At 68.7% G+C, this 25,112-nt stretch carries 25 protein-coding genes; 10 read left to right on the top strand and 15 right to left on the bottom strand.

The window, feature by feature from the left end; all coding sequences use genetic code 11:
• Positions 1-36 precede the first annotated feature (36 nt).
• From bla to AC07OA_RS22405, 3 genes are all read left to right on the top strand, one after another.
• Positions 37-936 carry a class A beta-lactamase gene (gene bla, locus AC07OA_RS22415; RefSeq protein ID WP_494666043.1) on the top strand — a complete coding sequence of 300 codons (900 nt, stop codon included), beginning with the start codon at positions 37-39 and terminating at the stop codon, positions 934-936.
• 134 nt (positions 937-1,070) lie between these two features.
• Positions 1,071-3,563: an MASE1 domain-containing protein gene (locus AC07OA_RS22410; protein WP_494666042.1), complete on the top strand. Its 2,493-nt coding sequence runs from the start codon at positions 1,071-1,073 to the stop codon at positions 3,561-3,563.
• A gap of 85 nt (positions 3,564-3,648) precedes the next feature.
• Positions 3,649-4,293, top strand: coding sequence for a glutathione S-transferase family protein (locus tag AC07OA_RS22405; protein ID WP_494666041.1), 645 nt, complete (start codon positions 3,649-3,651; stop codon positions 4,291-4,293).
• Here AC07OA_RS22405 and AC07OA_RS22400 read toward each other — a convergent pair.
• The 8 genes from AC07OA_RS22400 to prmC form a co-directional block, all read right to left on the bottom strand.
• Positions 4,290-4,595 carry a YegP family protein gene (locus AC07OA_RS22400; protein ID WP_494666040.1) on the bottom strand — a complete coding sequence of 102 codons (306 nt, stop codon included), beginning with the start codon at positions 4,593-4,595 and terminating at the stop codon, positions 4,290-4,292. The genes AC07OA_RS22405 and AC07OA_RS22400 overlap by 4 nt on opposite strands.
• Positions 4,579-4,857, bottom strand: a complete 279-nt coding sequence (locus AC07OA_RS22395; protein ID WP_494666054.1) for a BrnT family toxin — start codon at positions 4,855-4,857, stop codon at positions 4,579-4,581. Before AC07OA_RS22395 ends, AC07OA_RS22400 begins: the two co-directional genes overlap by 17 nt.
• A gap of 85 nt (positions 4,858-4,942) precedes the next feature.
• Entirely contained in the window at positions 4,943-5,512 is a 570-nt protein-coding gene (locus AC07OA_RS22390; protein ID WP_494666039.1) for an OmpA family protein, read from the bottom strand.
• A 330-nt stretch (positions 5,513-5,842) separates the two neighbouring features.
• Positions 5,843-8,437: an ATP-dependent chaperone ClpB gene (gene clpB / locus AC07OA_RS22385; protein ID WP_494666038.1), complete on the bottom strand. Its 2,595-nt coding sequence runs from the start codon at positions 8,435-8,437 to the stop codon at positions 5,843-5,845.
• Positions 8,438-8,714: 277 nt separating this feature from the next.
• Positions 8,715-9,452: a M48 family metallopeptidase gene (locus AC07OA_RS22380; RefSeq protein WP_494666037.1), complete on the bottom strand. Its 738-nt coding sequence runs from the start codon at positions 9,450-9,452 to the stop codon at positions 8,715-8,717.
• Between the two features lie 169 nt (positions 9,453-9,621).
• Positions 9,622-11,061 (bottom strand): M20/M25/M40 family metallo-hydrolase, encoded by a 1,440-nt coding sequence (locus tag AC07OA_RS22375; protein ID WP_494666036.1) that lies wholly within the window; start codon positions 11,059-11,061, stop codon positions 9,622-9,624.
• 153 nt (positions 11,062-11,214) lie between these two features.
• Positions 11,215-12,318 carry a DUF4167 domain-containing protein gene (locus tag AC07OA_RS22370; protein WP_494666035.1) on the bottom strand — a complete coding sequence of 368 codons (1,104 nt, stop codon included), beginning with the start codon at positions 12,316-12,318 and terminating at the stop codon, positions 11,215-11,217.
• 298 nt (positions 12,319-12,616) lie between these two features.
• On the bottom strand, positions 12,617-13,465 hold the full coding sequence (gene prmC, locus AC07OA_RS22365) for a peptide chain release factor N(5)-glutamine methyltransferase (protein ID WP_494666034.1): 849 nt from the start codon (positions 13,463-13,465) through the stop codon (positions 12,617-12,619).
• 84 nt (positions 13,466-13,549) lie between these two features.
• On the opposite strand from prmC, the gene AC07OA_RS22360 reads away from it, so the two are divergent.
• Both AC07OA_RS22360 and AC07OA_RS22355 read left to right on the top strand, forming a co-directional pair.
• A complete protein-coding gene (locus AC07OA_RS22360) occupies positions 13,550-13,801 on the top strand; it encodes a type II toxin-antitoxin system ParD family antitoxin (protein ID WP_494666033.1) in 252 nt (83 codons plus the stop codon).
• The gene (locus tag AC07OA_RS22355) at positions 13,798-14,097 is read left to right on the top strand and encodes a type II toxin-antitoxin system RelE/ParE family toxin (protein WP_494666032.1); all 300 of its coding nucleotides are present in this window, start codon (positions 13,798-13,800) and stop codon (positions 14,095-14,097) included. The genes AC07OA_RS22360 and AC07OA_RS22355 overlap by 4 nt, the downstream gene beginning before the upstream one ends.
• Here the strand turns inward: AC07OA_RS22355 and AC07OA_RS22350 are convergent.
• On the bottom strand, positions 14,094-14,855 hold the full coding sequence (locus AC07OA_RS22350; protein ID WP_494666031.1) for an MOSC domain-containing protein: 762 nt from the start codon (positions 14,853-14,855) through the stop codon (positions 14,094-14,096). The genes AC07OA_RS22355 and AC07OA_RS22350 overlap by 4 nt on opposite strands.
• 117 nt (positions 14,856-14,972) lie before the next feature.
• On the opposite strand from AC07OA_RS22350, the gene AC07OA_RS22345 reads away from it, so the two are divergent.
• Together AC07OA_RS22345 and AC07OA_RS22340 are read left to right on the top strand one after the other, a co-directional pair.
• The gene (locus AC07OA_RS22345; RefSeq protein ID WP_494666030.1) at positions 14,973-16,232 is read left to right on the top strand and encodes a YihY/virulence factor BrkB family protein; all 1,260 of its coding nucleotides are present in this window, start codon (positions 14,973-14,975) and stop codon (positions 16,230-16,232) included.
• A gap of 39 nt (positions 16,233-16,271) precedes the next feature.
• Entirely contained in the window at positions 16,272-16,796 is a 525-nt protein-coding gene (locus AC07OA_RS22340) for a GNAT family N-acetyltransferase (RefSeq protein ID WP_494666029.1), read from the top strand.
• Here AC07OA_RS22340 and AC07OA_RS22335 read toward each other — a convergent pair.
• Positions 16,793-17,695, bottom strand: coding sequence for a dienelactone hydrolase family protein (locus AC07OA_RS22335; RefSeq protein WP_494666028.1), 903 nt, complete (start codon positions 17,693-17,695; stop codon positions 16,793-16,795). The genes AC07OA_RS22340 and AC07OA_RS22335 overlap by 4 nt on opposite strands.
• 105 nt (positions 17,696-17,800) lie before the next feature.
• Here AC07OA_RS22335 and AC07OA_RS22330 point away from each other — a divergent pair, with 105 nt between their 5' ends.
• Both AC07OA_RS22330 and AC07OA_RS22325 read left to right on the top strand, forming a co-directional pair.
• Positions 17,801-18,910, top strand: a complete 1,110-nt coding sequence (locus AC07OA_RS22330) for an alpha/beta fold hydrolase (RefSeq protein ID WP_494666027.1) — start codon at positions 17,801-17,803, stop codon at positions 18,908-18,910.
• A gap of 215 nt (positions 18,911-19,125) precedes the next feature.
• Complete coding sequence (locus AC07OA_RS22325; protein ID WP_494666026.1) at positions 19,126-20,070, top strand: MBL fold metallo-hydrolase; 945 nt, start codon at positions 19,126-19,128, stop codon at positions 20,068-20,070.
• Here AC07OA_RS22325 and prfA read toward each other — a convergent pair.
• Positions 20,067-21,137, bottom strand: a complete 1,071-nt coding sequence (gene prfA / locus AC07OA_RS22320) for a peptide chain release factor 1 (RefSeq protein WP_494666025.1) — start codon at positions 21,135-21,137, stop codon at positions 20,067-20,069. The two genes, AC07OA_RS22325 and prfA, sit on opposite strands and share 4 nt — an antisense overlap.
• Positions 21,138-21,218: 81 nt before the next feature.
• Positions 21,219-22,091: an alpha/beta hydrolase family protein gene (locus AC07OA_RS22315; RefSeq protein WP_494666024.1), complete on the bottom strand. Its 873-nt coding sequence runs from the start codon at positions 22,089-22,091 to the stop codon at positions 21,219-21,221.
• Positions 22,092-22,273: 182 nt separating this feature from the next.
• On the opposite strand from AC07OA_RS22315, the gene AC07OA_RS22310 reads away from it, so the two are divergent.
• On the top strand, positions 22,274-22,786 hold the full coding sequence (locus AC07OA_RS22310) for a DUF1993 domain-containing protein (RefSeq protein WP_494666023.1): 513 nt from the start codon (positions 22,274-22,276) through the stop codon (positions 22,784-22,786).
• Positions 22,787-22,956: 170 nt separating this feature from the next.
• Here the strand turns inward: AC07OA_RS22310 and AC07OA_RS22305 are convergent, their stop codons facing one another.
• The 3 genes from AC07OA_RS22305 to AC07OA_RS22295 form a co-directional block, all read right to left on the bottom strand.
• Positions 22,957-23,430 carry a molybdopterin-dependent oxidoreductase gene (locus tag AC07OA_RS22305; RefSeq protein WP_494666022.1) on the bottom strand — a complete coding sequence of 158 codons (474 nt, stop codon included), beginning with the start codon at positions 23,428-23,430 and terminating at the stop codon, positions 22,957-22,959.
• Positions 23,431-23,495: 65 nt separating this feature from the next.
• Positions 23,496-24,263 carry a DUF3108 domain-containing protein gene (locus tag AC07OA_RS22300; RefSeq protein WP_494666021.1) on the bottom strand — a complete coding sequence of 256 codons (768 nt, stop codon included), beginning with the start codon at positions 24,261-24,263 and terminating at the stop codon, positions 23,496-23,498.
• Between the two features lie 76 nt (positions 24,264-24,339).
• A complete protein-coding gene (locus AC07OA_RS22295) occupies positions 24,340-25,017 on the bottom strand; it encodes a LysE family translocator (RefSeq protein ID WP_494666020.1) in 678 nt (225 codons plus the stop codon).
• Positions 25,018-25,112 lie beyond the last annotated feature (95 nt).

Genomic DNA, 25,112 nt, shown 5'->3' with positions numbered 1-25,112 from the left:
CATGCCTGCCGCATCTTGCCGGTCATGGAGGCCCAGATGATCGACAGACGCCAAGCATTGCTCGCCCTCGCCGCCCTTCCCGCCGCCGCGAGCGGCGGCGCGGCCCAGGCCGCCGCCACCGCACGCCTGACCAGCGGCATTAGCCGGGGTATTAACGCCTTGGAGGTCCGCAGCGGCGGCCGGCTGGGCGTGTCCGTGCTGGACACCGCCACCGGCAAGACCTTCGGCCACCGCGCCGACGAGCGCTTCATCATGTGCAGCACCTTCAAGACCCTGATCGCCGGCTTCGTCCTGCGCCGGGTCGACCAGGGCCAGGAGCGGCTGGATCGCCGCATCCGGTACGGCAAGGGCGTGCTGATGGGCAATTCGCCGGCCACCCAGAAGCATGTCGCCGACGGCATGACGGTGGGCCAGTTGTGCGAGGCGACGATCACCCTGAGCGACAACGCCGCCGCCAACCTGCTGCTGGACACCTTCGGCGGCCCGGCGGCCTTGACCGCCTTCGTCCGGAGCCTGGGCGACACGGTCACCAGCGTCGACGACTACGAGCCCGGGATCAATTTCGGAAAGGCCGGCTGGGCCACCAACACCACCTCGCCCAACGCCATGCTGGCCACGTTGAAGACCCTGACGCTGGGAACGGCCTTGTCGCCCGCCTCGCGCAAGCAACTGGTCGCCTGGCTGGTCGCGAACCAGACGGGCGACCGACGCCTGCGGGCCGGCCTGCCCGCCGGATGGAAGGTCGGCGACAAGACCGGCAGCGGAGGGAACGAGAAAAAGGGCACGACCAACGACATCGCCGTCATCTGGCCGCCGGGTCGCCCGCCGCTGCTGATCACCGCCTACCTGACCGACTCCACCCTGGACAGCGCCGGCCGCAACGCCGTGATCGCCGAGGTGGCCCGCCTGGTCGTCGCCTCGGGTTACGCAACGTAAGGCGGTGCCACAACCTTAGGGCCGCGACGATGGGCCGCGTCGCAAGCCACTGTTCTTTAAGGGATTCGCTCTAGTCCTGGTTAACGAGCCGCTCTAGCTTGGATCAAAGCCGGGCGACCCGCGAAAGCAGGGTGATGACAGATACCAGTTCCTCCGCCTCGACCTGGTCGGGCGGCGACATTCTCAAGACGGCGGGCCTGGGCCTGCTGGCGGCCGTCGGCTACGCCCTGCTGGCCTATCTGTGCGTCGAATTCCCCCGCGCCTACGGCCAGGTGGCCCCGATCTGGCTGTCCAACGGCTTCGGCGTGGCCTGCCTGCTGTCCAGCCGCAACCGCCAGTGGCCCGCCATCCTGCTGGGCTGCCTGGTGGGGGGCCTGGCCGCCGGCGCCCATGTGGGCGACATGGTCGGCGTCAACTTCGTGCTGGTCGGCTTCAACATCCTGCAGATCTTCGTCTGCGCCTGGGGCATGCGCCGGGTGGCCGGCGAGGAGATCGATCTGGGCCGGGCGCGCGACATGATCGCCTTCGCCCTGATCTGTGGCATGGCCGCTCCGATCGCCACCGGCGTGCTGGCCGCCTCGGTCCACACCTGGATGCGCGGCGGCAGGCTGCTGGCCAATATCGGCGTCTGGTCGCTGGGCGACATCCTGGGCCTGATGACCATCACCCCCTGCCTGCTGGCCCTGGTCCAGATGCGCAAGTACCTGCGCGAGCGGCCGCTGTCGGTCGATGGCGTGATCTGCCTGCTGCTGCTGCTGGCGGTGACTGTCGGGGTGTTCTCGCAACCCCGCCCGCTGCTGTTCATCATCCCGCCGGTGATGCTGCTGGTCGCCTGGCGGCTGGAGGTGCTGGGGGCGGCGCTCAGCGCCACCCTGGTGGCCATCGTGGCGGTGATCTTCACCATGGCCGGCAAGGGCCCGATCACCCTGGTGGCCGCCGGCTCGGAAGACCAGGCCATCGTGCTGCAGCTGTTCCTGGCCGTGGCGATCTTCATCAGCCTGCCGGTGGCCTCGATCCAGCGCCACCGCCGCTACATGCTGCAGAGCATGACCGAGGCCAACGCCGCGGTGGCCCGCAGCGAGGCGCGCTTCCGCCAGTTGGCCGAGAACGCCCAGGACATGATCATCCACAGCAACATGCGCGGGATCATCCAGTACGCCTCGCCCGGTTGCGCCCAGATGGTGGGCTTCACCCCCGAGGAGCTGGTCGGCCGCGAGGGCATGTTCATCGTCCACGAGGACGACCGCGAGGCCGTGCGCGCCATCGTGGTGGAGCAGCTGGCCCACCTGGTCGCCAACAAGGAAAACGGTCCCAGCCGGGTGGAATACCGCGCGGTCTGCAAGGACGGCCGGATCATCTGGCTGGAGTCGCGCCCCGGCCTGCAGCACGATCCCCTGACCGGCAAGGTCACCGGCATCACCGACATCGTCCGCGACGTCACCGAGCAGAAGGCCATGGAGCGCCAGCTGCGCGAGGCCCGCAACGAGGCCGAGGCCGCCGCCGCCGTGAAGGGCGAGTTCCTGGCCAATATGAGCCACGAGCTGCGCACGCCCCTGACCTCGGTGCTGGGCTTCGCCCGGCTGGTCGGCGACGAGCCGAACCTGTCGCCCGACGGCCGGCGCTACATCGGCCGGGTGCTGAGCGGCGGCAAGGCCCTGCTGGCCACCATCAACGACATCCTGGACTTCTCCAAGCTGGAGGCCGGTCAGCTGGAGCTGAAGCCCGAGGCCCTGGACCCCGCCCAGCTGATCGACGAGGCCCTGGCCCTGTTCTCGCTGGAGACCGAGGCCAAGGGCGTGGCCTTGCGCGCCGAGGGCCTGGCCGGCCTGCCCGCCGACCTGCTGGTCGACGGCGCGCGCCTGCGCCAGGTGCTGCTGAACCTGATCGGCAACGCCGTGAAGTTCACCGAGGCCGGCGCCATCACCGTCAGCGCCGCCTACGACGCCGACGCCGAGCGCCTGAGCGTGTCGGTGGCCGACACCGGCCCCGGCATCGCGCCCGACGACGCCGACCTGCTGTTCCGCCGCTTCTCGCAGGTGGACGCGGGGCTCACCCGCAAGCACGGCGGCACCGGCCTGGGCCTGGCGATCTGCAAGGGCCTGGTCGAGGCCATGGGCGGCCAGATCGGCGTGACCAGCGCCCTGGGCCAGGGCGCGCGCTTCAGCTTCGACGTCAGCGCCCCCTCCACCGCCCACGCCGAGGCCGAGCCCGCCGACGACCATGCCGCCGCCCTGCCCGCCGCCTGCCGCGTGCTGGTGGTCGACGACAATCCGGCCAACCGCGAGCTGGTCAGCGCCATACTGACCGCCTTCGGCGCCGAAGTGACCGAGGCCGTCGACGGCGTGGAGGGCGTCAACGCCGCCGCCGCCGACCCGTTCGACGCCATCCTGATGGACCTGCGCATGCCGCGCCTGGACGGCGCCCAGGCGGCCGTGCGCATCCGCGGCGAGGGCGGGATCAACGCCGCCACCCCGATCATCGCCTTCTCGGCCGACGCCCGCCCCGGCGGCCCGGGCGACATCTTCGACGGGGCGGTGTCCAAGCCGATGACCGCCACCGGCCTGATCGACGCCATCAACGCCGCCATGACCCAGCCGCCGGCCCGGGCGTTCGCCGTCTCGGCCTGACAGCACGTCGCGTAACATCGATTGCCGAGATTGCGCCCCCGGCCAGGGGCGCTAGGATCGCGCCGCCTTCAGGGAGGAGCGCGCCATGAGCGACGAACTGGTCTTCTACACCAACCCCATGTCGCGCGGCCGGATCGTCCGCTGGATGCTGGAAGAGGTCGGCGCGCCCTATCGCACCGTGACGCTGGACTACGCCGCCTCGATGAAGGCGCCCGAATATCTGGCGATCAATCCGATGGGCAAGGTGCCGGCCATCACCCATCGCGGCGTGACCGTCACCGAGGGCGCGGCGATCTGCGCCTATCTGGCCGACGCCTTCCCCGAGGCGGGCCTGGCCCCGGCGGTCACCTCGCCTGAGCGCGGACCCTATTACCGCTGGCTGGCCTTCGCCTGCGGCCCGGTCGAGGCGGCGGTGACCAACAAGTCGCTGGGCGTCGAGGTCCCGCCCGACCGCAAGGCCATGGCCGGCTACGGGTGCCTGGACGACGTGCTGAACGCGCTGGAGAGCGCCGTCAGCGGCCGGGAATACATCGTCGGCGACCGCTTCTCGGCGGCAGACGTCTATGTGGGCTCGCAGATCGGCTGGGGCATGATGTTCGGCTCGATCGAGAAGCGCCCGGCCTTCGAGGCCTACTGGACCGGGATCAGCGCCCGCCCGGCGGCCAGGCGCGCCGCCGAGATCGACGACGCCCTGATCGCCGCGGCCCAGGCGGCGGCGCAGCCGGCTTAGGCCTTTACGGCCGAGCCACCCGCAACCCGCTTCACCGTCTCGACGACGCTCAACGCCTGCTGCCGCGAGGCGTAGCCTTCGTTGGACGTCGCGAGAACCTGACCATTCGCGGCGCTCAGACGCCACCGCCAGGCGCCTGTTCGATCGGCATAGACTTGAAATGAACCCGATCGCGCGCCGGCATCGGGGAACAGCTCGACGCCCGGCGTCATACGCGCCACGTCGAGATCGGTAAGTTCGGGGCTATCCTGGTCATCAATGTCGACATCGGGATAGTCGTCGACGTTAGGATAGTCGGTCATTGTAGCGCCGAACCTCTCGTCGGTTGGCCTTTCGCAGGCTGATCACGCGGACAATCGCGCCACGAAGGGTGAAGATCACCACGTGGATGCGGCCATCCAATAGAACGTAAGCATACCATCTTTTCTCGGCGTAGTCGCGGCGGGCGTCCTCCGCCACGAGTTCGGGCGGCCAGATGGCGTCGCGAATCCTCGCCAGCGACAGGCCGTGCTTGGCCTGGTTCGCGGCGTCCTTCAGCGGATCGAAGTCGAAGGTTGGCGGCATCGCCGCCAACCTTCGCTGTTCGGTCGCGGACTACAATCGGCAGAAATCCGGGTTTCGGATTTCGCCAAGTCCCTACGTCAGATTCCTAAGCCAGGACCTGGATCACCACGCGGCGGTTCTGGGCGCGGCCGTCGGGGGTGTCGTTCGGGGCCACCGGGTTGTCCTCGCCGTACGAGATGGTCGCCATCCGGTTCAGCGGCACGCCCTGCAGGCTGAGGAACTTGCGCACCGTCTCGGCCCGTTCGCCGCCCAGGCTCTCGTTGTACTTCGGATCACCCGAGGCGTCGGTGAAGCCCTGGATCTCCAGATAGACGTTCTTGTTGTCGCCCTTCAGCTTGGAGGCGAAGTCGGCCAGGCGCTGCTCGGCCTCGGGCGACAGTTCGTGGCGGTTCAGCGGGAACTTCACGGAGTCGTCGCTCAGCACCACCGAGTACAGGAACTTGCCCTCGGCCAGCTTGCCGGCGGCGGTCGCGCGCTTCAGCGCCTCCTGGCTGGTGGCGTCGACCTCGGCCAGCTTGCTGTCGGTTCCATCGACCCGCGTATTGACCGCGCCGACCTGGTCGTTGACGTAACCCTTGGTCGCGCAGGCGCTCATCGACAGACCGCCGACCACCAGAGCGCTCACCATCACCATCTTGTATTTAGCACCGATCATCGGGACACCCTTCCTCTTGTTTTCAACGTCGAGCACCAAGCGGGACCGTTTCACAGTCCACCAGCGGCGCTTCGTCAGTCGAAAACCGACATTCGAAAGAGGCGAATTGTGGGCCTGTTCTAGACAGACTTGGCCATGCTTTCGAACATCTCTACGCCGCTCTTAAGTAACGCGCGCGTACGCGGAACCCGCTCAAAGGTTCCCGATAAATATTTGCGATATGTGAGGTGGATAAGGCCACTCTGAACCCATTTTCGGGTGGAGACCAGACACAAAAACGGGCGCGCCCCGAAGGACGCGCCCGCCTCTGAGTCCTCCGTCTGGAGGCCGTTACTGCAAGGTCGCCTTGTCGATCTCCAGCCCTTCCGAACCGGCGCCGACCGAGATGACGCCGCCGTCCTCCAGCTCGCCCGCCAGCAGCTTGCGGGCGATGGGGTCGACCAGCTCCTTCTGGATCACGCGCTTGAGCGGGCGCGCGCCATAGACCGGGTCGTAGCCCTTGTCGGCCAGCCAGCGCAGGGCCTCGGCGTCCAGCGCCAGGGTCATGCGGCGATCGGCCATCAGCTTCTCGACCCGCTGCAACTGGATGCGGACGATGTCGCCCATGTTCGCGCGCGACAGGCGCTTGAACAGGATGATCTCGTCGATCCGGTTGAGGAACTCGGGGCGGAAGTGGCCGCGCACCGTGTTCATCACCAGGGGCCGCACCTCTTCCACATCGGCCCCGTCCTCCTGGTTGGCCAGATATTCGGCGCCCAGGTTCGAGGTCATGATGATCAGGGTGTTCCTGAAATCGACCGTCCGGCCTTGGCCGTCGGTCAGGCGACCGTCGTCCAGCACCTGGAGCAGCACGTTGAAGACGTCCGGGTGGGCCTTCTCGATCTCGTCGAACAGCACCACCTGGTACGGACGCCGGCGCACCGCTTCCGTCAGCGCCCCGCCCTCGTCGTAGCCGACATAGCCGGGAGGCGCGCCGATCAGGCGGCTGACCGAGTGCTTTTCCATGTATTCCGACATGTCCATGCGGGTGATCGCATGCTCGTCGGCGAACATGAACTCGGCCAGGGCCTTGGTCAGCTCGGTCTTGCCCACGCCCGTCGGGCCCAGGAACAGGAAGCTGCCGATCGGCTTGGACGGATCGTGCAGGCCGGCCCGCGCGCGGCGCACGGCGTCCGACACGGCGGTCAGCGCCTCGTCCTGGCCGACGACGCGGCCGCGCAGGGCGTCCTCCATCTTCAGCAGCTTCTCGCGCTCGCCTTCCAGCATCTTCTCGACCGGCACCCCGGTCCAGCGGCTGACCACGGCGGCGATCTGCTCGGCGTCGACGACTTCCGGCGTCAGGGCCTTCTGGGCGCCGTGGCCGGTCTCGCCCGCCTCGGCGTCGGCCAGGCGCTTCTCCAGGGCCGGGATCTCGCCGTACTGCAACTGGCCGGCGCGGGCAAAGTCGCCGGCGCGCTGGGCGGCGGCCAGGTCGGCGCGCAGACGGTCCAGGGCCTCGCGGGCCTGGGCGGCGCCGCCGACCTTGTCCTTCTCGGCCTTCCAGCGGGCGGTCATCTCGTCGGAGCGGAACTGCAGGTCGTCCACCTCGACTTCGAGGTTCTCGAGGCGCTGCCGCGAGGCGGCGTCGGTTTCCTTGGACAGGGCCTCGCGCTCGATCTTCAGCTGCACCAGGCGGCGGTCGATCTCGTCCAGCTCTTCGGGCTTGCTGTCGATGGCCATCCGCACCCGGCTGGCGGCCTCGTCGACCAGGTCGATGGCCTTGTCGGGCAGGAAGCGGTCGGCGATGTAGCGGTTGCTGAGCGTGGCGGCGGCGACGATGGCGGAGTCGCTGATCCGCACGCCGTGGTGCACCTCGTACTTCTCCTTCAGGCCGCGCAGGATGGAGACGGTGTCCTCCACCGTCGGCTCCTGCACGAACACCGGCTGGAAGCGGCGAGCCAGGGCGGCGTCCTTCTCGACGTGCTTGCGGTACTCGTCCAGCGTGGTGGCGCCCACGCAGTGCAGTTCGCCGCGCGCCAGGGCGGGCTTGAGCAGGTTGGAGGCGTCCATGGCGCCGTCGGACTTGCCGGCCCCGACCAGGGTGTGCATCTCGTCGATGAACAGGATGATCGAGCCCTCGGCGGCCGTGACCTCGCCCAGGACGGCCTTCAGCCGCTCCTCGAACTCGCCGCGATACTTCGCGCCGGCGATCAGGCTGCCCATGTCCAGCGACAGCAGCTTCTTGTCCTTCAGGCTTTCCGGCACGTCGCCGTTGACGATGCGCTGGGCCAGGCCTTCGACGATGGCGGTCTTGCCGACCCCGGGCTCGCCGATCAGGACGGGGTTGTTCTTGGTGCGGCGCGACAGGACCTGGATCGTGCGACGGATCTCCTCGTCGCGGCCGATCACCGGGTCGATCTTGCCGTCGCGGGCGGCGGCCGTCAGGTCGCGGGCGTAGCGCTTGAGCGCGTCGTAGCCGTCCTCGGACGAGGCGCTGTCGGCCGTGCGGCCCTTGCGGACGGCGGCGGCGGCGGTCTCCAGCCCCTGGGCGGTGGCCCCGGCGTCCTTCAGGATCCTGGCCGCGTCGCCGCCTTCCTTGGCGATGGCGATCAGCAGGCGTTCGGTGGTGACGAAGGCGTCGCCGGCCTTCTTGGCGCCGTCCTCGGCCGCGGCGAACACGCGGGCGGTGTCGGGCTTCATGTAGAGCTGGCCGCCGGCGCCGTCGACGCGCGGGGTCTTGGCCAGCAGGGCGTCGGTCGCCGCGTCGGCCGCCTCGGGCCGGCCGCCGGCGCTCTGGATCAGGGCGCGGCTAAGCCCGTCCTTCTCCTCGAGAAGCACCTTCAGCAGATGTTCGGGTCCCAGTTGCTGGTGCCCCTTGGCGAGAGCCAGGCTCTGCGCCGACTGGACCGCGGACTTGGCGCGGTCGGAATAGAGATCGATCTTCATACGGTATCCCCTCCATGGGCGGATTTGAGCCGTCTGCCTCCAATGAGCACAAACAACCCAGGACCGGGATTTAGGTGTGGCCGATCAGCCACACAAGGGTCTGGCAGGAACTTCTCCTCACCCGTGAAACGGGGGAGGTGGATCGGCGCCCTACAAGCAAAAGAATTTGGGCGACGAGACGGAGGGGGCGTCCAACCACCGCACGACGCCCCCTCCGTCACGATGCGTATCCGCATCGCGCCACCTCCCCCGCTATGCGGGTGAGGAGGAAACCGGCTCACCACCCCCGTTGGGCGACATAGTTTTGCAGGGCCACGATCCGGGTGGCGTCCGAGGGGTGGGTCGAGGCGAACTCCGGCGAGCTCGAACCGCCCTCGGCCTGCATGTGCTGCCACAGGATCACCGCCTCGCGTGGGCGGTAGCCGGCCCGCTGCATATAGTCGACGCCCAGGCGGTCGGCCTCCAGCTCCTGCTTGCGCGAGAAGGGCAGCAGGAAGCCGAACTTGGCCCCCGTCTTGCCATAGCTGGAGATCGCCCGCGCCGTGTCGCCCCCGGCCGCCGCTCCCAGCACGCCCAGCACCAGGCTGGAGGTCAGGTTCTGCGACTGGCGCTCGGCGGCGTGGCGGGCCACCACGTGGCCGGTCTCGTGGCCGATCACGGCGGCCAGCTGGTCGTCGTTGTCGACGATCTTTAAGAGGCCCGTGGTCACGCCCACATGGCCGCCCGGCAGGACGAAGGCGTTGGGGGCGGTGTCCTCGAACACCGCATAGTCCCACGGGCGATCGCCCAGGCCGGCGGCGCTCACCACCCGCTGGCCCACCGCCCGCACCCTTGCGTTGGCGGCCTTGTCGGGGCTGACCTTGCTCTGCTGGAGGGCCTGGTTCCAGGCCTGCTCGCCGGCCTTGGTCAGGCTGGCGTCGTCGACGATGGCGATCTGCTGGCGGCCGAGCTCGGGATTGTAGGCGCAGGCCGATAGCGCCAGGGCGGCGACGGCGAGGGGCAGGATGGGGCGCATGGTGAAGTTCCGACGAGGTTGAGCAGGTCTAGAGCGCTCACTAAAACTTGTCATCCCGGACAAGCGCGTAGCGCGCCGATCCGGGACCGACCTGGAGCTCCGAGTTCAGGCGTCGGTCCCGGATCTTCGCCCGGCCTCGCCGGGCTACGTCCGGGATGACAGGCTGAAACTACTTCCCATCCGCGTACAGCTTGACCACCTCGTACAGGAACCGGCGGCCGTTCATCAGCGCCTGGACCTGGATGCGTTCGTTCAGGCCATGGATGTTGTCGCCGTCGGGGCCGGCCATCAAGCCCGAGAGGCCGTAGGTCGGGATGCCGGCGGCGTTGGTGAAGGCCCCGTCGGTGGCGCCGGTCAGCATGGCGGGGATGAACGGCACGCCCGGCCAGATCTTGCCGGCGACCTTGGTGGCCGGCCCCATGATCGCGGGCGTCAGGGGCGGCGGCGGGCTGACCGGGCCGGGCTCGGCGGACAGGCTGACCTTGATGGCCGGATCGGCGACGATCTTCTCCAGCTGGTCGCGGATGGCCTTGGGATCGTTTCCCGGCAGGATGCGGCAATTGACGTTGGCCTTGGCGCGCTGCGGCAGGGCGTTGGGCGCATGGCCGGCCTGGACCATGGTGGCGACGCACGTGGTGCGCATCATGCTGTTGCGGGCCGGATCGCGCGACAGCACGGCGGCGGCCGCCGCGTCGGTCGGGTCCTTGACGATGGCCCGCATGGCGGCGGCGACCTCGGCGTCCGGCTCGACCTTGGCGCTCAGGTCGTAATAAGCCTTGGTGGCGTCGTTCAAGGCGATGGGGAAGTCATAGGCCCCCAGCCGCGCCAGGCCGTTGGCCAGGTGATAGATCGCGTTGTCCTTCACCGGCCGCGAGGAGTGGCCGCCCGGATTGGTCACCTCCAGGGCGTAATCCATATAGACCTTCTCGCCCACCTGGATGGACAGCAGCTTGGGCCGCCCCAGCGCGTCCAGCCGGCTGTCGTCGCCCTCGTTCAGGGCGAAGTCGGCCTTCAGGGCTTCGGGATGGGTCTTCAGCAGCCACGGCACGCTGTTGAAGGGATCGCCGCCCTCCTCGCCGCAGGTCAGGGCCAGCTTGATGTCGCGCTTGGGCCTGAAGCCCTCGGCCTTGTAGCGCACCAGGCTGTCGGTGAAGATCGCGGCCATGGCTTTGTCGTCGCTGGCCCCGCGCGCGTAGAAGTAGCCGTCCTCCTCGACCAGCTTGAACGGGTCGCGCGCCCAGTCCTCGCGCTTGGCCTCGACCACGTCGATATGGGCCATCAGCAGGATGGCGCCGGCCTTGGGATCGGACCCGCGCAGGGTGGCGACCAGGGCGCCGAACCGGGGATGCTCGGGCGGATACAGCACCCGCACATCGCTCTCGGGAAGGCCCGCCGCCTTAAGCCGCGCGCCCATGGCCTGCGCGGCGGCGGTGCAGCTGCCGACCGAGGCCGTGGTGTTGATCTCGACCAGTTCCTTGTAGAGCGCGCGGAAGGCGGCTTGGCTGGGATCGGCGGTCTTGAAGACGGGCAGAGCGTGGGCCGTGCTCGCCAGGGCCAGGGCGGACGCGGTCGCCGCCGTCATGAGAATGGTCCTGGCCACGCCGCGCATATCGTCTCCCTTTTATCGTTGGGAGCACGCTAGGCGGGGTTGGCGGGCCAAGGCAATGGGCCAGGCCCGTGGCATCGTGAATACAATATCGGCCCGGACGCGGGTGACGCGTCCGGGCCGATGTCGTCGGGAGATCTCGAAAGGTGGAGACGCTTACGCGCCTTCCGACTCCGGAGCCTCGAAGCTGCGGGGGGCGCGACGGCGCTTGGGCTTGGCCGGCGCCTCGCCCTCTTCCGCCGACGAGGCGCTTGGGGGCGCGACGGGAGCGGCCGGGGCGGCCTCCTCGGTGCGCGGCGCCTTGCGGCCCAGGAAGGCCGGGGCGTGGCTGACGTCGCCGTCCTGGCTGCGCAGCAGCGGCGAGGCCGGGGCCTCGGCGGTCAGCGGCGTGGCCTGGGGCTCGATCACCGCCATCGGATCGCGGTCGCGCGGGGCCCGGTCGCGGCGCGGACGCTCGCGGCGGCCTTCGCCAGCTTCGCGCCCATGGGAATCGTTACCCTCGGCGGCGACGGCCGGGCGGTCTTCGCGGAAACGTTCCTCGCGGGGACGCTCCTCACGCGGACGTTCTTCGCGAGGCCGATCCTCGCGGGGGCGCTCGTCACGAGGCCGATCTTCACGAGGCCGATCTTCACGCGGGCGGTCATCACGGGGACGGTCGTCGCGCTGGCGGTCGTCACGGTCGCGCCAGCGGTCGCGGCGGCTCTGGCCTTGGCCGCCTTCGAAGCGGTCGCGGTTCTGGCCGTCACGGTTTTGCCCATCGCGGTTCTGGTCGCGCTGGCGGTCCTCGCGGGGCCGGTCGTCGCGCTGGCGGTCGCGGCTCTCGAAGCGGTCGCGGCGGCCTTCTCCCTGGCCTTCACCGCCCTCGCCCTCGGCCGGAGCCTCCGACGGGGTGGCTTCGACGGCCTCGGGCTGTTCTTCGGGCTCGGCCTCGAAGTCGATCTCGTAGGCCGAATAGGCGTCCTTGCCGATGATGTCGCTGACCGGACGATTCGGCTGGATGGCGCGCAGGACGCGGAAATAGTGCTCGGCGTGCTGCAGGTAGTTTTCGGCCAGAACCCGGTCGCCGGACGACGTCGCGTCGCGGGCCAGCTGCTGGTACTTCTCGTAGACGCTTTGGGCCGCGCCGCGCACCTTCACGCCCTCGGGGCCGTTCGAATCGAAGGCCCGGTTGGCGTTGTGCTGCTGAGGCTTGCCGCCGTTACCCGCTCCGCCGCGATTGTTGCGGCCGCGCTGGCGCTTCATGCCCTTGAAATCTCTCATCTTCTCTTTGAACCTGTCCGGCCGCGCTCGCTGTCGCTATCCGGCGTTTTGGTCTCTTGAGCGGAGTGGAACCTTGCGGTTCTGCCTTCGAAGTTCTTGAGACACTGGTTTCCGTAGAGTCTCCGCCCGGTTCGGGCGCGGCGTTCGGCCGCCTGGCCGGTCGCGCCTGCCGGGGGAGTCTTACGATCGTCCAGGACGCTCGCTTTTCCCGTCACCCGGCGTTTTGGAAGGAGACGTTATTCGTCTACCGCCTCACGCCGGGGTTTCCAAGGGATTTTTCACCCCGCCGTCGCGGCCGCTACTTCGTGCCCGTGACAACGCGGTCGTGGGTGGAGAGATCCTTGATGGTCTTCACGTTCTGGGCGCCGGCGTCCTTGAACAGGGCCTCCACGGCCGCCGACTGGTCGTAGCCGATCTCGACGGCGAACATCGCCCCGGGCTTGAGCACCCGCAGGATCTCGCCGGCCAGGACGCGATAGGCGTCCAGGCCGTCGGCGCCGCCGTCCAGGGCCAGGCGCGGCTCGTGGTCGCGGACCTCCGGCTCGAGGGTCTCGATCACCTCGGTGGCGATGTAGGGCGGGTTGGAGACCACCAGGTCGAAGCTCTCGTCGCCCAGGCCGGTGGTCCAGTCGCCGCGCAGCAGGGCCACCCGGCCGGCCAGGTCCAGATTGGCGGCGTTCTCGCGCGCCACGGCCAGGGCCTCCTCGGAAACGTCGATACCCAGGCCCTTGGCGGCCGGACGCTCGGCCAGCACCGCCAGCAGGATCGTGCCCGAGCCCACGCCCAGGTCCAGCATGTTGAAATGCATGGCCTCGGGGAAGGCCTTGAGCACCTCGTCGACGATGACCTCGGTCTCGGGACGGGGCGTCAGGACGTCCTTGTTGACCTGCAGCAGGATCTTCCAGAACCCCTTGCGGCCGATGATGTGGCTGACCGGCTCGCGGGCGACGCGGCGGTTCAGGAAGTCTTCCAGCGTGTCCAGCTGGGCCTGGGTCAGCACCCGGTAGGGGTCGGTGATAATGTCGGTGCGGGTGACGTCGGCGGCCACCTCCAGCAGCAAACGGGCGTCGATGGCCGGCTGGTCGATCCCAGCGGTCTTCAGACGATCCTTGGCGGTGTTCCAGGCTTTGACGAGGGTGAGGGTCATGGGGCGCTCCCATAGCGCGTGATGGCCGCGAGGGCGATATTGAGATCGATACCAATTTTTGGTACCTTTGGATCGGAGGATCCCATGGGCAAGAATACCTCGGTAAGCCTCGGCGACCACTTCCAGACCTTCATCGAAGGCCAGATCAGCGACGGTCGCTACGGCTCGGCCAGCGAGGTCGTGCGGGCGGGGCTACGCCTGCTGGAAGAGCAGGAAGCCAAACTGGAAAGACTGCGCGCCGAACTCGCCAAGGGACGGGCAAGCGGCTTCATAGATGACTTCGACTTCGACGCCTTCATCGAAGACAAGCTTCGAGACGAGGGCGTCGCCGAGTGAAGCGCATACGGCTTTCGGGGGAAGCCCGGCGCGACCTCGACGACATCTGGCGCTATTCCCGTGATCGATGGGGCGGCAGGCGCGCCGCCGCCTATCTGCGCGACATCCGCGCGGCGTTCGCGCTCATCGCTGAACGCCCGGCTATCAGCCCCGTCCTCAACGGTGTCGACGAGGGCTATCGCAAACGCCCGGTTGGATCGCACGTGATCTTCTATCGGCTGGAGGCGGGGCACATCGAGATCGACCGCGTCATGCATCAAAGTGAAGACGCGACCCAGCGCTTCGGCGGCGACTAGACCACCTCCACCACGTCCCCCTCGACCACCGCCCCGCCCTCTTCCACCTTCAGGTAGACGCCGCAGAACATGTGGCCGTAGTGGTCGAACAGGGCCTTGACCATCTCGATGTCGCGCTCGGCGGTCGTGGGGTCCACATGGGTGGCGGCGCAGCGGACGATCGGCTTGAGCACCTCGGCCTTCGCCTCGCCCACCCGCATCGTCCGGCCCGTCCAGTCGTTCTCGGCCCAGGCCGGCCAGCCCTCGACATAGAGGTTGGCGCGGAAGCGCAGCGGATCGACCGGACGCCCCAGCTTGGCCTCCAGGTCGCGCACGCTGGCCAGGTTCACCACCGAGACATAGCCGCTGCGGCTGTCCATGAAGCGGTAGTCGCCCGGCCCCTCGACCACGCGCAGCGGGCCCTTGATCTCGCCGTCCAGCAGGGTGGTCAGCCAGGCCTCCAGGCCGCGCCGGCCCGCCTCGCCCCGCAGGTCGCCGGCGAAGTCGGCCAATCCCTCGGCCTTGGCCGTGAACACGCCGGTGGCCTCGTCATAGGCGGTGCGCGCCCTGGCCACGGCCGGGATCTTGGCCAGGACCGTGAACTTCATCTTCGAGATATGGGCGGGGGCCTCGGGATCGAATCCGCTGGGACCATCCTCGACCGCATAGAGCCGGTCGCACGGAAAGCACTGGCCGGCCGTCAGCGCCGCGCCGGCCAGGCGCTCGGGCGTGAACCCCTTCACGGGATGGCGGTAGAGACTGACGACGTGCGCTTTCATGCCCGCAAGGTCGGCGACGACTCGCCCCCTGGCAACCGCCAAGACCGCGCCAGCCGAAGGGTCCAAGCGGGAACGGAGCCGCGCCGGGGGTGTTCCCACCAGCGGAGGGCCGAACCCATGACCGAAACCGTTCCGCGACGCCCGTTCCGGTCGTGGATCGCCTCGCGGCCCTATCACCTGACGCCCTGGATCGCTTTGCTGGCCCTGGTCCCCTTCGCCCTGCCCCGGCGCGGACCGAGCCATCCGCCGAACGAGACGCCCATCGACCATCCGCCCGGCCTTTCCGAAGACCGGGCCATGCCGCCGCACGACTTCGACCAGGCCGAGCCCATGCGCGGCCGGGCCGCCCGCCATCCGCACGCCATCCCCCTGCTGGGCTGGCGCGACATCCTGTGGCGCACCTTCCGCGAGATCAGCGTCGACCGCCTGCCCGCCGTGGCCGGGGGCGTGACCTTCTACACCCTGCTGGCCATCTTCCCGGCCATCGGCGCCTTCGTGTCGCTGTACGGCCTGTTCGCCGACGTCGGGGCGGTGGAGAAGCAGCTGCAGGACATGTCGACCGTCTTCCCCGCCAGCGTCGTCAACATCGTCGGCGAGCAGATGCTGCGCCTGGCCAGCCAGGGCGGCGCCAAGCTGGGCGTCGCCTTCGTGGTCAGCCTCTTGCTGTCGATCTGGAGCGCCAACGCCAGCATGAAGGCGCTCTTCGACGGGCTGAACATCGCCTATGACGAGGACGAGAAGCGCAATTTCGTCACCAAGACGGTCTGGACCTACGGCTTCACCTTCTGCGCCCTGCTCTACGCCGTGGTGCTGGCCAGCGTGCTGATCGCCGCGCCGGTAATGTTCGAGCGGATCGGCCTTTCGGCGGCGGCGGTGATCTGGATTCCACTGCGCTGGCTGACGGTGCTGGCCGTGACGGCCCTGGCCTTCGCCATGCTCTACCGCTTCGCCCCCTGCCGCGCCCGGCCCCGCTGGCGCTGGGTGATCTGGGGCTCGGTGTTCGGGGCGGCGGCCTGGCTGATCGGCTCGCTGGGCTTTTCGCTCTACGTCAACACCTTCGCCCACTACGACGCCACCTACGGCCCGCTGGGGGCGGTGATCGCCTTCATGGTCTGGATGTGGTTCTCGATCATGACCGTACTGGTCGGGGCCGAGCTGAACGCCGAGATCGAGCACCAGACCGCCATCGACTCCACCACCGGCCCCGAAAAGCCCATGGGCCAGCGCGGCGCGGCCATGGCCGACACGGTTGGGCTGGCCTTCCATCCCTGGGAGTTCATCCAGCGCGAGGCCGGCACGGTGAAGCGGGTCTCGGGCCGATACTGGGACCGGGCGCGCGGACGGCGGCCAAACGAACCTCCGCCGCCCAGCAGCTGAGCCTTGGCGAAGGCCGCGGCCGCCACTAAGTCTGCGGCCATGATCTTCGCCCAAGCCCTCCCCGCCGAATTCCCCGCCATCGTCGACCTCGTCAACTCGGCCTATCGCGGCCAGGGCGCCCAGGCCGGCTGGACCACCGAGGCCGGCTATATCGACGGCCAGCGCATCGACCTGGAAAGCCTGAAGCAGGACCTCGCCGACAGCCCCGACGCGGTGATCCTCACCCTGCGCGACGAGGCAGACGGCCCGCTGCTGGGCTGCGTCTGGCTGGAGCCGGACGGCGAACATCCCGACGCCTGGTACCTGGGCATGCTGACCGTCCGCCCCGACCTCCAGGACCGCCAACTGGGCCGCACCCTGCTGGCCCATGGCGAGACCCATGCCGCGAGCCTCGGCGCCAAGCGCATCCGCATGACCGTGGTCCACCTGCGCGACACCCTGATCGCCTGGTACCAACGGCGCGGCTATGTGCTGACGGGGGAGACCAAGCCGTTCCCGGTGGGGGATCGCTTCGGGAAACCCCAGCGGGAGCTGTCGTTCGTGGTGCTGGAGAAGGGAATCTAGGGGGAGGGAGGCGACGGGCCGTCCGCGAGTTTGCGGGCGCATCCGGTGAGAAGACAGTCGGGTATGCCGTTCGGCGCGGGGGGCGGCGCGGCGCCCCGCAGGCGCCATGCGAAGAACCCCACGACCTCGTCACGCACGGCCATGGTCAAGGAGTTTGGCCCCTCGACCAACTCGTTGGTCAGCACGGTGTGTTGCCGGATATCACCGCGGTAGTTCGGATCGGCGGCTTCGGGCGGCAGGCATCGGGACGCCAGGCCCTCGGGGATGACCTCGCCGTAACGCCGCAGTCGCTTGCAGGGTGAGATGGCGTCTTGCTGAAAGCGGAGCAGCATCGTCCGCAACTCGCCGCTCCCCGTTCGGCGCCTGATCGTCTCCCGATCCGAACGGCCCAGATCGATCAGTCCGCGAAAGCCGGGCGCTACGGGAACCGAAGGCTCCGACGCCACCGCGCCGGCGACCGAGTCGCTGGTGGCGGTGGCGATGGCGAAGCCTCCCGTGAGGCACAGACCCAACACGCCGACAGGGCGTCCTCCCGTCTCCTGTCGAGCCTCCTCCGCCATGAGGCGCAGGCCCGACACCGCGCCTCGTGTGAATTCACCAGGAACAAGGGCGTTTATCTCCGAGCGGATGCACGCCTGGAGCAGACTTTTCCGTTGGTCGGCCTCGGTGGGGACGGCCCCCGGCCTTCCCAGCAGCGAGGGCATGTAGACCTTGTAGCCCGCGTCCAGCAACACGTCGCCCAGATGTGCGACCTCGGGCGTGATCGCCGGGAGTTCGTGCAGCAGCAGGATCGGCTCTACGCCTTCGCGCGACACGAAGAGATCGCAACTCAAGCCGCCCTTATCGAAGGCGCGGCGATCATAGCGCGCGGCAAGGTCGGCGGGTTTGTCGATGATCATGGCCCACCCCATCGGCACAGGAGATCGCTCGGTCAGTCGGAAGAGAATTCATCTTGACGGTCTAGCTTCGCAAGCAAAAAGTGCCTTGTCGCCATTTACGCAACCTTGGCGCGTTCGCGGCGACGTGAATGCGCTTCCGTCGCGCGAGGCGTCGCCTTCAGAAAGGGGGCGGTCTGGACCGGACCGCGCAAAGGCATGACTGAATTCATGATCCGCGTGCCACGCGCCGATCCGGTGAACGGGGTGGCGCCTGTCGAATACGTGACCTTCGGCCCCCGCGGCGGAGAACAGATCGTCGGCCAAACCACCTGGGTGAAGCATCTGGTGGACAGCTTCGAGCCGGTGACCAACAGCTCGGGCGCGACCACGCGCCAGGGCGACATTCTCGTCCTGGTCCACGGCTTCAATACCAGCGAGGAGGACGCCAAGAGGTGGCATTTGCAGTGCGTCGACGGCTTGGCCCGAGCCAGGTGGACGGGGAAGGTTGTCAGCTTCGTCTGGCCCTCCCGTGATCTGGTTTTCGCCTATGTGAACGACAGGTTCAGCGCGCGCGCCGCCGCGAGCGCCCTAGTGGCCTCCGGTATCGCCGTGCTGCAGGCCGCCCAACGACCGGACTGTTCGATCAACGTCCACGTCCTGGCCCACTCCATGGGCGCGTTCGTCGTCCAGCAGGCCTTCACCTGGGCCTATCAGGACGTGCCGCCAGACTGGCGTGTCGCCCAGATCCTCTTCGTGGCGGCGGATGTGGACCGCACCGTCTTTTCCCAGACCCATGTGACAGCCAAGTCGTTCGAGAGCCATGCGGCCCGGCTCACCAGCTACTGGAACCGGTTCGACAAGGCCTTGACGGTGTCCAGCGCCAAGCGGCTGGAGCTGGCGCCGCGGCTGGGCCGCACGGGACTGCCGGACGACGCCTCCCTGATGATGTGCGAAGTCGACATGACCGCCCTGTTCGACGACCGCTATCCGGAGAGCGCGGAATGGGACCCGGGCCAAACCCACGGCTTCTATTTCTCGCAACCGGAATTCTGGCGCGACGTCGTCCTGACGCTTGGCGGCGGCATCAATCGCGCCGCCTTCCCGACGCGTGAGCTGGATGCTCGAAAGCTCGACGGACGGTATGAGCTCAAGAGACCGGGCAACCCGCTCTCGGACGCCGCCTATCTCAAGGCGCTGGCCCAGGCCAAGACTTCGCCGTCGATCAACCTCGGCTAGTTCGGTCCGGCGATCCGAGCTTGGAACCCGCTCTTCGCACAAGGCCAACCATGCGTCTGAAGAGATTCCTATCCTGGATGGCGGTCGCTCTCCTGGCGATCGGATCGGCCGCGACGATCACCGGGTGCTCGAGCCTGTCGCCGGCCTGGACGGGAAACGGTCATGGATGCGGACCGCTTCAACCCGCGTCCCTCCAGCCGGCCCAGGATCGGCCATTGACGATCACCTATTACGGCGTGAGCACCCTGATGTTCAGCGACGGGGAAAGCCGGCTCCTCGTCGACGGCTTCTTCAGCCGTCCGTCGATGTTGCGCACAGCCCTGCTCCCGATTGGCCCCGACCCGCACAGCATCCGGCTCGGGCTCGGGGGCGAGCAGCCTCCGGTGGTCGCCGTCCTGACGGCCCACGCCCATCACGACCACGCCCTCGACACCGCGGCCGTCGCGCTGACGTCCGACAAGACGGTCGTCGTCGGCACCACATCCGTGGCCAGGCTCGTCCGGGATCGCGGCGTGCCCGTGTCGCGCATCTGTGTTCCGACAGGACAGGGCCGAATGAAGTTTGGTCCCTATTTTGTGACCGCCTACCCCGTTCCCCATGGCGACAGTCCTAATGCGCTCAGGCGGATCATCGACCGGCCCATGGAGCGGCGGCTGACCGGCTCGGCCTGGTTCGGCGCCTACAAAGACAACGAGAACCTTTCCTATCTCGTGGAATACGGCGACCGTAAAATCTTCGTCAGCCCTAGCGCCGGCGTGAACCCACAAGCGTCCGAGGCCCAGCAACGTCCAAGGGCCCAGACCGTGTTTCTCGGCATCGGCCGTCTGGGCAACGCGAACGAGCCCCGGCGTTACTGGGACGCCACCGTCAGCAGTGCGGCCGTCACGGTAATCCCCATACACTGGGACCGCTTCACGACCCCCTTGGGCAAGCCGTTGGAGCCGATGCTGCCTTTTATGGAGAAGGCTGAAGAGGGCGTCGATAGAGTCTGTGAATACGCGAAATCCGACAACGCAACCGGGAGGCGTCCTGTTTCGGTGCTGCGCATGGACGCGCTGACCAGCGTGACCTTGGCGGCGTCCGGTGAGCTGTATCCCAGTCCGGGCGTCCGTCCGTTTTGCGACGACCGCCGCAAGAACGAGACGTCAGCGCCCCCCTAGAACCCGCCCTCTTCCAAACTCGCCAGCCGCGCCGCCTGATCCTCGGCGATCAGGGGCTTGATGATGTCGTCCAGGGCGTCGCCCTCGATCACGCGGGAGAGGTTGTAGAGCGTCAGGTTGATGCGGTGATCGGTGACCCGGCCCTGGGGGAAGTTGTAGGTGCGGATGCGTTCGGAGCGGTCGCCGCTGCCGACCTGGCTCTTGCGGGCGTCCGAGCGGGCGGTGTCCAGGGCCTCGCGCTGCATGTCGTAGAGGCGCGCCTTCAGGTTCTTCATGGCCCGGGCGCGGTTCTGGTGCTGGCTCTTTTCCGAGCTGGTCACCACCACCCCGGTGGGCAAGTGGGTGATGCGCACGGCCGAGTCGGTCTTGTTGACGTGCTGGCCGCCGGCGCCCGACGAGCGGTAGGTGTCGATGCGCAGGTCGCTCTCGTTGATCTCGATCTCGACGTCCTCGGCCTCGGGCAGCACCGCGACGGTGGCGGCCGAGGTGTGGATGCGGCCTTGGGCTTCGGTGGCCGGCACGCGCTGGACGCGATGCACGCCGCTTTCGAACTTCCAGCGGCCGAACACGCCGTCGCCGGTGACCGAGGCGATGATTTCCTTGTAGCCGCCCATCTCGCCTTCCGAGACGCTGTCGATCTCGACCCGCCAGCCCTGCAGCTGGGCGTAGCGCTGGTACATGCGGAAGAGGTCGCCGGCGAACAGGGCCGCTTCGTCGCCCCCTGTGCCGGCCCGCACTTCAAGAATAGCGGAAGCGTTCTCGTCCTTGTCGCGCGGGGCCAGCATCAGGGCCAGCTCGCGCTCCATGACCGGCAGCTTCTCGTCCAGGGCGGCGATCTCGTCGGCGACCATGGCGGCCATCTCCGGATCGCCGGCCATCTCGTCCAGCTCGGCGCGCTCGGCCGAGAGCTTGGCCAGGGCCTCGACGGCCTCGGCCACCGGGCGCAGCTCGGCGTGCTCCTTGGAGAGCTTGACGATCTCGGTCCCGTCGGTGGCCGCGCCCATGCGGGCCTCCACTTCGCGGAAACGGTCGAGAACCTGGTCGAGTCGGGCCTGGGGCAGTCGCAAGGGGGAACGTCACGCTGTGGGAAGATGGGCGGTCTCTCTACCGCTCCGCACGCGCCACGTCACCCCTTGCCCCCTAGAAGATCAGCGCGAACGGAACTCGGCGACGGCGTCGCTCTTGGTCGCGTCCAGCTCGGCCCGGGCCTTGGCGTCGCCCAGCACGGCAGCCCGCAGGAAGGCGGTGCTGACGGCCTGGGCCCGCGCGAAGGCGGCGATCTGGGCCGGGTCCGTGCCGATCCCGCCGATGGCGCCGGCGAAGGTGTGGTCCACCCCCGCGCCGATCCAGGCGTGCTTGTCGCCGGCCGGGCTGGTCTCGAAGCCGCGCAGGTGATCGCGCCAGTCGGTCACGAAACCGGGCACCAGGTCCTTGTCGCCGGTAACGACCAGCAGGGGCGTCGTCAGGGTCGAAAACGCCGTCGGCCCCATCAGCCCCGGAAGCACGCCGGGCGAGGAGAAGCACAGCACCGCCTTGGCGCCGGGGTCGCGGGCCGGGATCATCGGCTCCAGGGCGCCGCCGCGGATCATCGACATCAGCGAGCCGTAGGAATGGCCGGCCGAGGCGCGGGGAACGCCGGGCGCGGCCTTTTCGGTCCAGACGGTGGCCGCCGCCAGGTCGGCCAGCCGCAGCGGAAAGGCCGCCTTCAGGTCGTAGTCGGCGTGCTTGGGGTGGCGCATGGAATCGACGTGGGTCGGGGCCACCACCAGGAAGCCGGCGGCGTTCCAGGCCTTGAACAGGTAGTCGTAGCGCGCCGGCCAGGAGCCCGCGCCGTGCGAGAACACGATCACGCCCTCGACCTTGGCGGGACGCCAGACCGAGACCTCGACGTCGCGGTCGCCCGCCTTCAGGGTTACGACCTCGCTCGGCTCGGCCAGGGCCGGACCAGCCAGGAAAGCGCCCAGGCCCAAGCCCATGGCGCCGGTCAGCAGCGCCCGGCGGTGGAGACGCGGATCGTTCATCGGTTGCACTCCTCGAAATACGCGGCGGATACGGGGCCTTGATTCAGCAGCGGCGTCGAGCCGCCGGCCGACACAAACGAACGCCGTTCGTATGGGCGCCTGTTAAGCGCCGCCTTGGGCGCCTATCTCCCCGCCACGGCGCGCACCATCCCCCTCGACGCGCCCTGCCCTCGGAGCCTTCCATGCCCCTGTCGATGCACCGCGCCTCGGTCCCCGTCTTCGTTCGCGCCTTGAAAGTGCTGGCGACCCTGCTCGAAAAGGGCGAGGCCCACGCCAAGGCCCAAGGCTGGAACCCCGACGACCTGGTCGCCGCGCGCCTGGCCGACGACATGCTGCCGCTGGCGGGCCAGGTGCAGCGCGCTTCGGACGCCTCCAAGGGCGCGGTCTCCCGCCTGACCGGCGTCGAAGCGCCCGCCATGGCCGACGAGGAGACGACCTTCGCCCAGCTCCACAAGCGCGTGGCCGACACCCTGGCCTATATCCAGAGCGTCGACGCCTCGGCCTTCGAGGGCAGCGAGGACCGCACCGTCGAGCTGAAGCTGCCGGCCGGAACCCTGACCTTCACCGGCGAGGACTACCTGCTGGGCTTCGCCATCCCCAACTTCTTCTTCCACGTGGTCACGGCCTACGACGTGCTGCGCCACAAGGGCGTGCAGGTGGGCAAGCTGGATTATCTGGGGCCGGTTGGGGGCTGAGGCCTCTCCCCCTTCACGCCCGTCATCCTCGGACTTGTTCCGAGGACCCAGGCTTCAGCCGCGACGCCGTCTCAAGGCGCGCGCGGCGTTGACCAGACCCGGACCGCAAACGGCAAACCGGCGGACAGAGGGATCCTCGGAACAAGTCCGAGGATGACGGGCGGTGGGGGTCAAGGAACCGCCTTCACCTCCACCGACACCACCTGGCGCACCGAGCGGCCAGGCCGCAGGTCGCCGTCGACCACCAGGCGGTAGGGGCCCTCCTTGGCGTCCAGCGGCTGGCCGTCCTTGCTGTCGGCGACGATCACCGGGTTGGCGCGGTAGATCGGGTCGGTCTCGCCCAGCGAATAGGTGGCGGTGAAGCCGTCCGCGCCCTTGGCCACCACGACCTGGTTCAGATAGCGCCCCATCAGCCGGTCGCCCGACACCACCCCCGCCTGCTTGAGCGCCGCGTTCAGCACCGCGCCCTCGTAGGTGATCTGTTTGCCGTGGGCGGTGAAGGTCGCCTTGGCGCGCGGCAGGGCCTTCAGGTCGGCCGGCGTCAGCACCACGGTGTCGCGGCCGGCGACGGTGACCTTGAGGTCCTGGGCCAGGACGGGCGTCGCGGCCAGGGCGAGAAAAGCGGCGAGGAGAAGCGGGCGCATGCGGGGACCTCATGATGAGGGCCCGATCTGGAGCCGACGCGCCGCTCCGCGCAAGCCCCCGCCTGTCAGTAAAGCAGCGTCTTGCCCAGCACCCCGGAACCGTCCGGCAGGGGCGTCAGCTGCTTGATCATCACCTGGCTGCCCTTGGCGAACCAGAAGCGGGTGACGCCCATGTCCGGGCGGTTGTAGTCGGTGGTCACCACCCAGCAGTCGACCTTGCCGCCGCCGGGCAGGTCCAGGGTCTCCGAGCCCGTCACCTTGAACAGATAGGCCGCCGGCGGACCGCCGCCCGGGTGGGTGAAGACGATGCTGGCCTCGTAGCCCGCCGCCAGCGGCAGGGCCTGGAGGAATTCCATGTCGGTCTCGAAGTTGAAGCTGCCTTGCGGCGCGGCGACCTCAAAATCCTTGGCGGCGTTGCCTTCCAGGTCCTTCAGCCCGACGACCTTGTCGGCCTGGAACGCGAAACCCTCGACCTTGGTCGCCCCGTCCTTGGTGGTGCGGCGCACGTGGGTCAGGGGCCGGAAGGTGCCGAGCTCGAACCAGCTGTCCAACTGCTTGTCGGCCGGGGCGGCGCCCACCCCGTCCCAGTGCTGGACGATGTGCATCCGGCGCTGGCCGTCCTGGTCCTCGAAACGGATCTCCCGGGTCCAGACGTCGGCGACGCGGACGGTGTCGCCGGCCTGCTTGAAGCGCAGGTAGCGGTGCGCGCCGGGCTTGAGGTTGGCGAACCGGGCCAGCGGCTGGCCGACCGGCACCGGGGTGACGGCGGCCTCGGCGGCGCTCCCCGCCAGCAACAGGACGGCGCACAGGGCGGAACGGACAGCGAGGGACATGGACGGCTCCGGATTTCGGCGCCCGCACCAGACCTCAGCCGCCCGCCCCTCGCCACTTAAGGTTCGGTAATGCAGCCTACCCCCGCGACGCCCAGCGCGGCGTCATCGGCAGGCCCGCGGCCAGTTCGTGCGGGGCTTCGCGCACGGCGCCGGCGGGCTTGGTCTCGACCACCAGCGGGTAGAGCGAGGCCACCAGCAGCAGGGCCATGGCGACATTGAACACCCGCAGCACGGCCGGACGGTCCAGGAACCGCCGCATGGCCTGGCCGAACCCGGCCCAGGCGGCGCTGCACGGCGCGCCCACCAGCATGAAGGTCCCGGCCACGAAGAACACGCCGACGGTCGAGCCCTCGGGGGTGTAGGCGGTCACGGCCGTCAGGGCCATGGCCCAGGCCTTGGGATTGACCCACTGGAAGGCGGCGGCCTGCAGGAAGGTCATGGGCTTGGAGCCCGCATCCTTGTCGTTGATGCCCTTGGTCGTGGCGATCTTCCAGGCCAGCCACAGCATGTAGGCCCCGCCCACCCACTTGAGCGCCTCGTGCAGCACGGGGAAGGCCTTGAACACCCCGCCCAGGCCCAGACCCATGGCCAGCACCATGAAGCCCAGGCCGGCGCTGATCCCCAGGATGTGCAGCACCGTGCGGCGGAAGCCGAAGTTCGCGCCCGAGGCCAGCAGCATCATGTTGTTCGGGCCGGGCGTGCCGGCGGTGGCGAAGGCGAACAGGACGAAGGCGAGCAGCAGTTGGGCGGTCATCTGGGACACTCCTCAGGCGGAATGTCACGGTCATCATGCCGATTGCATCACGAGTCAAAACCTATATTGTTCCAGTGACAATTATGGAGACATGC

The organism is Caulobacter sp. GW821-FHT09B08 (genome assembly GCF_059418225.1).
The sequence above is the reverse complement of the archived record's forward strand: the minus strand, read 5'-3'. Positions and strand labels throughout refer to the sequence as shown.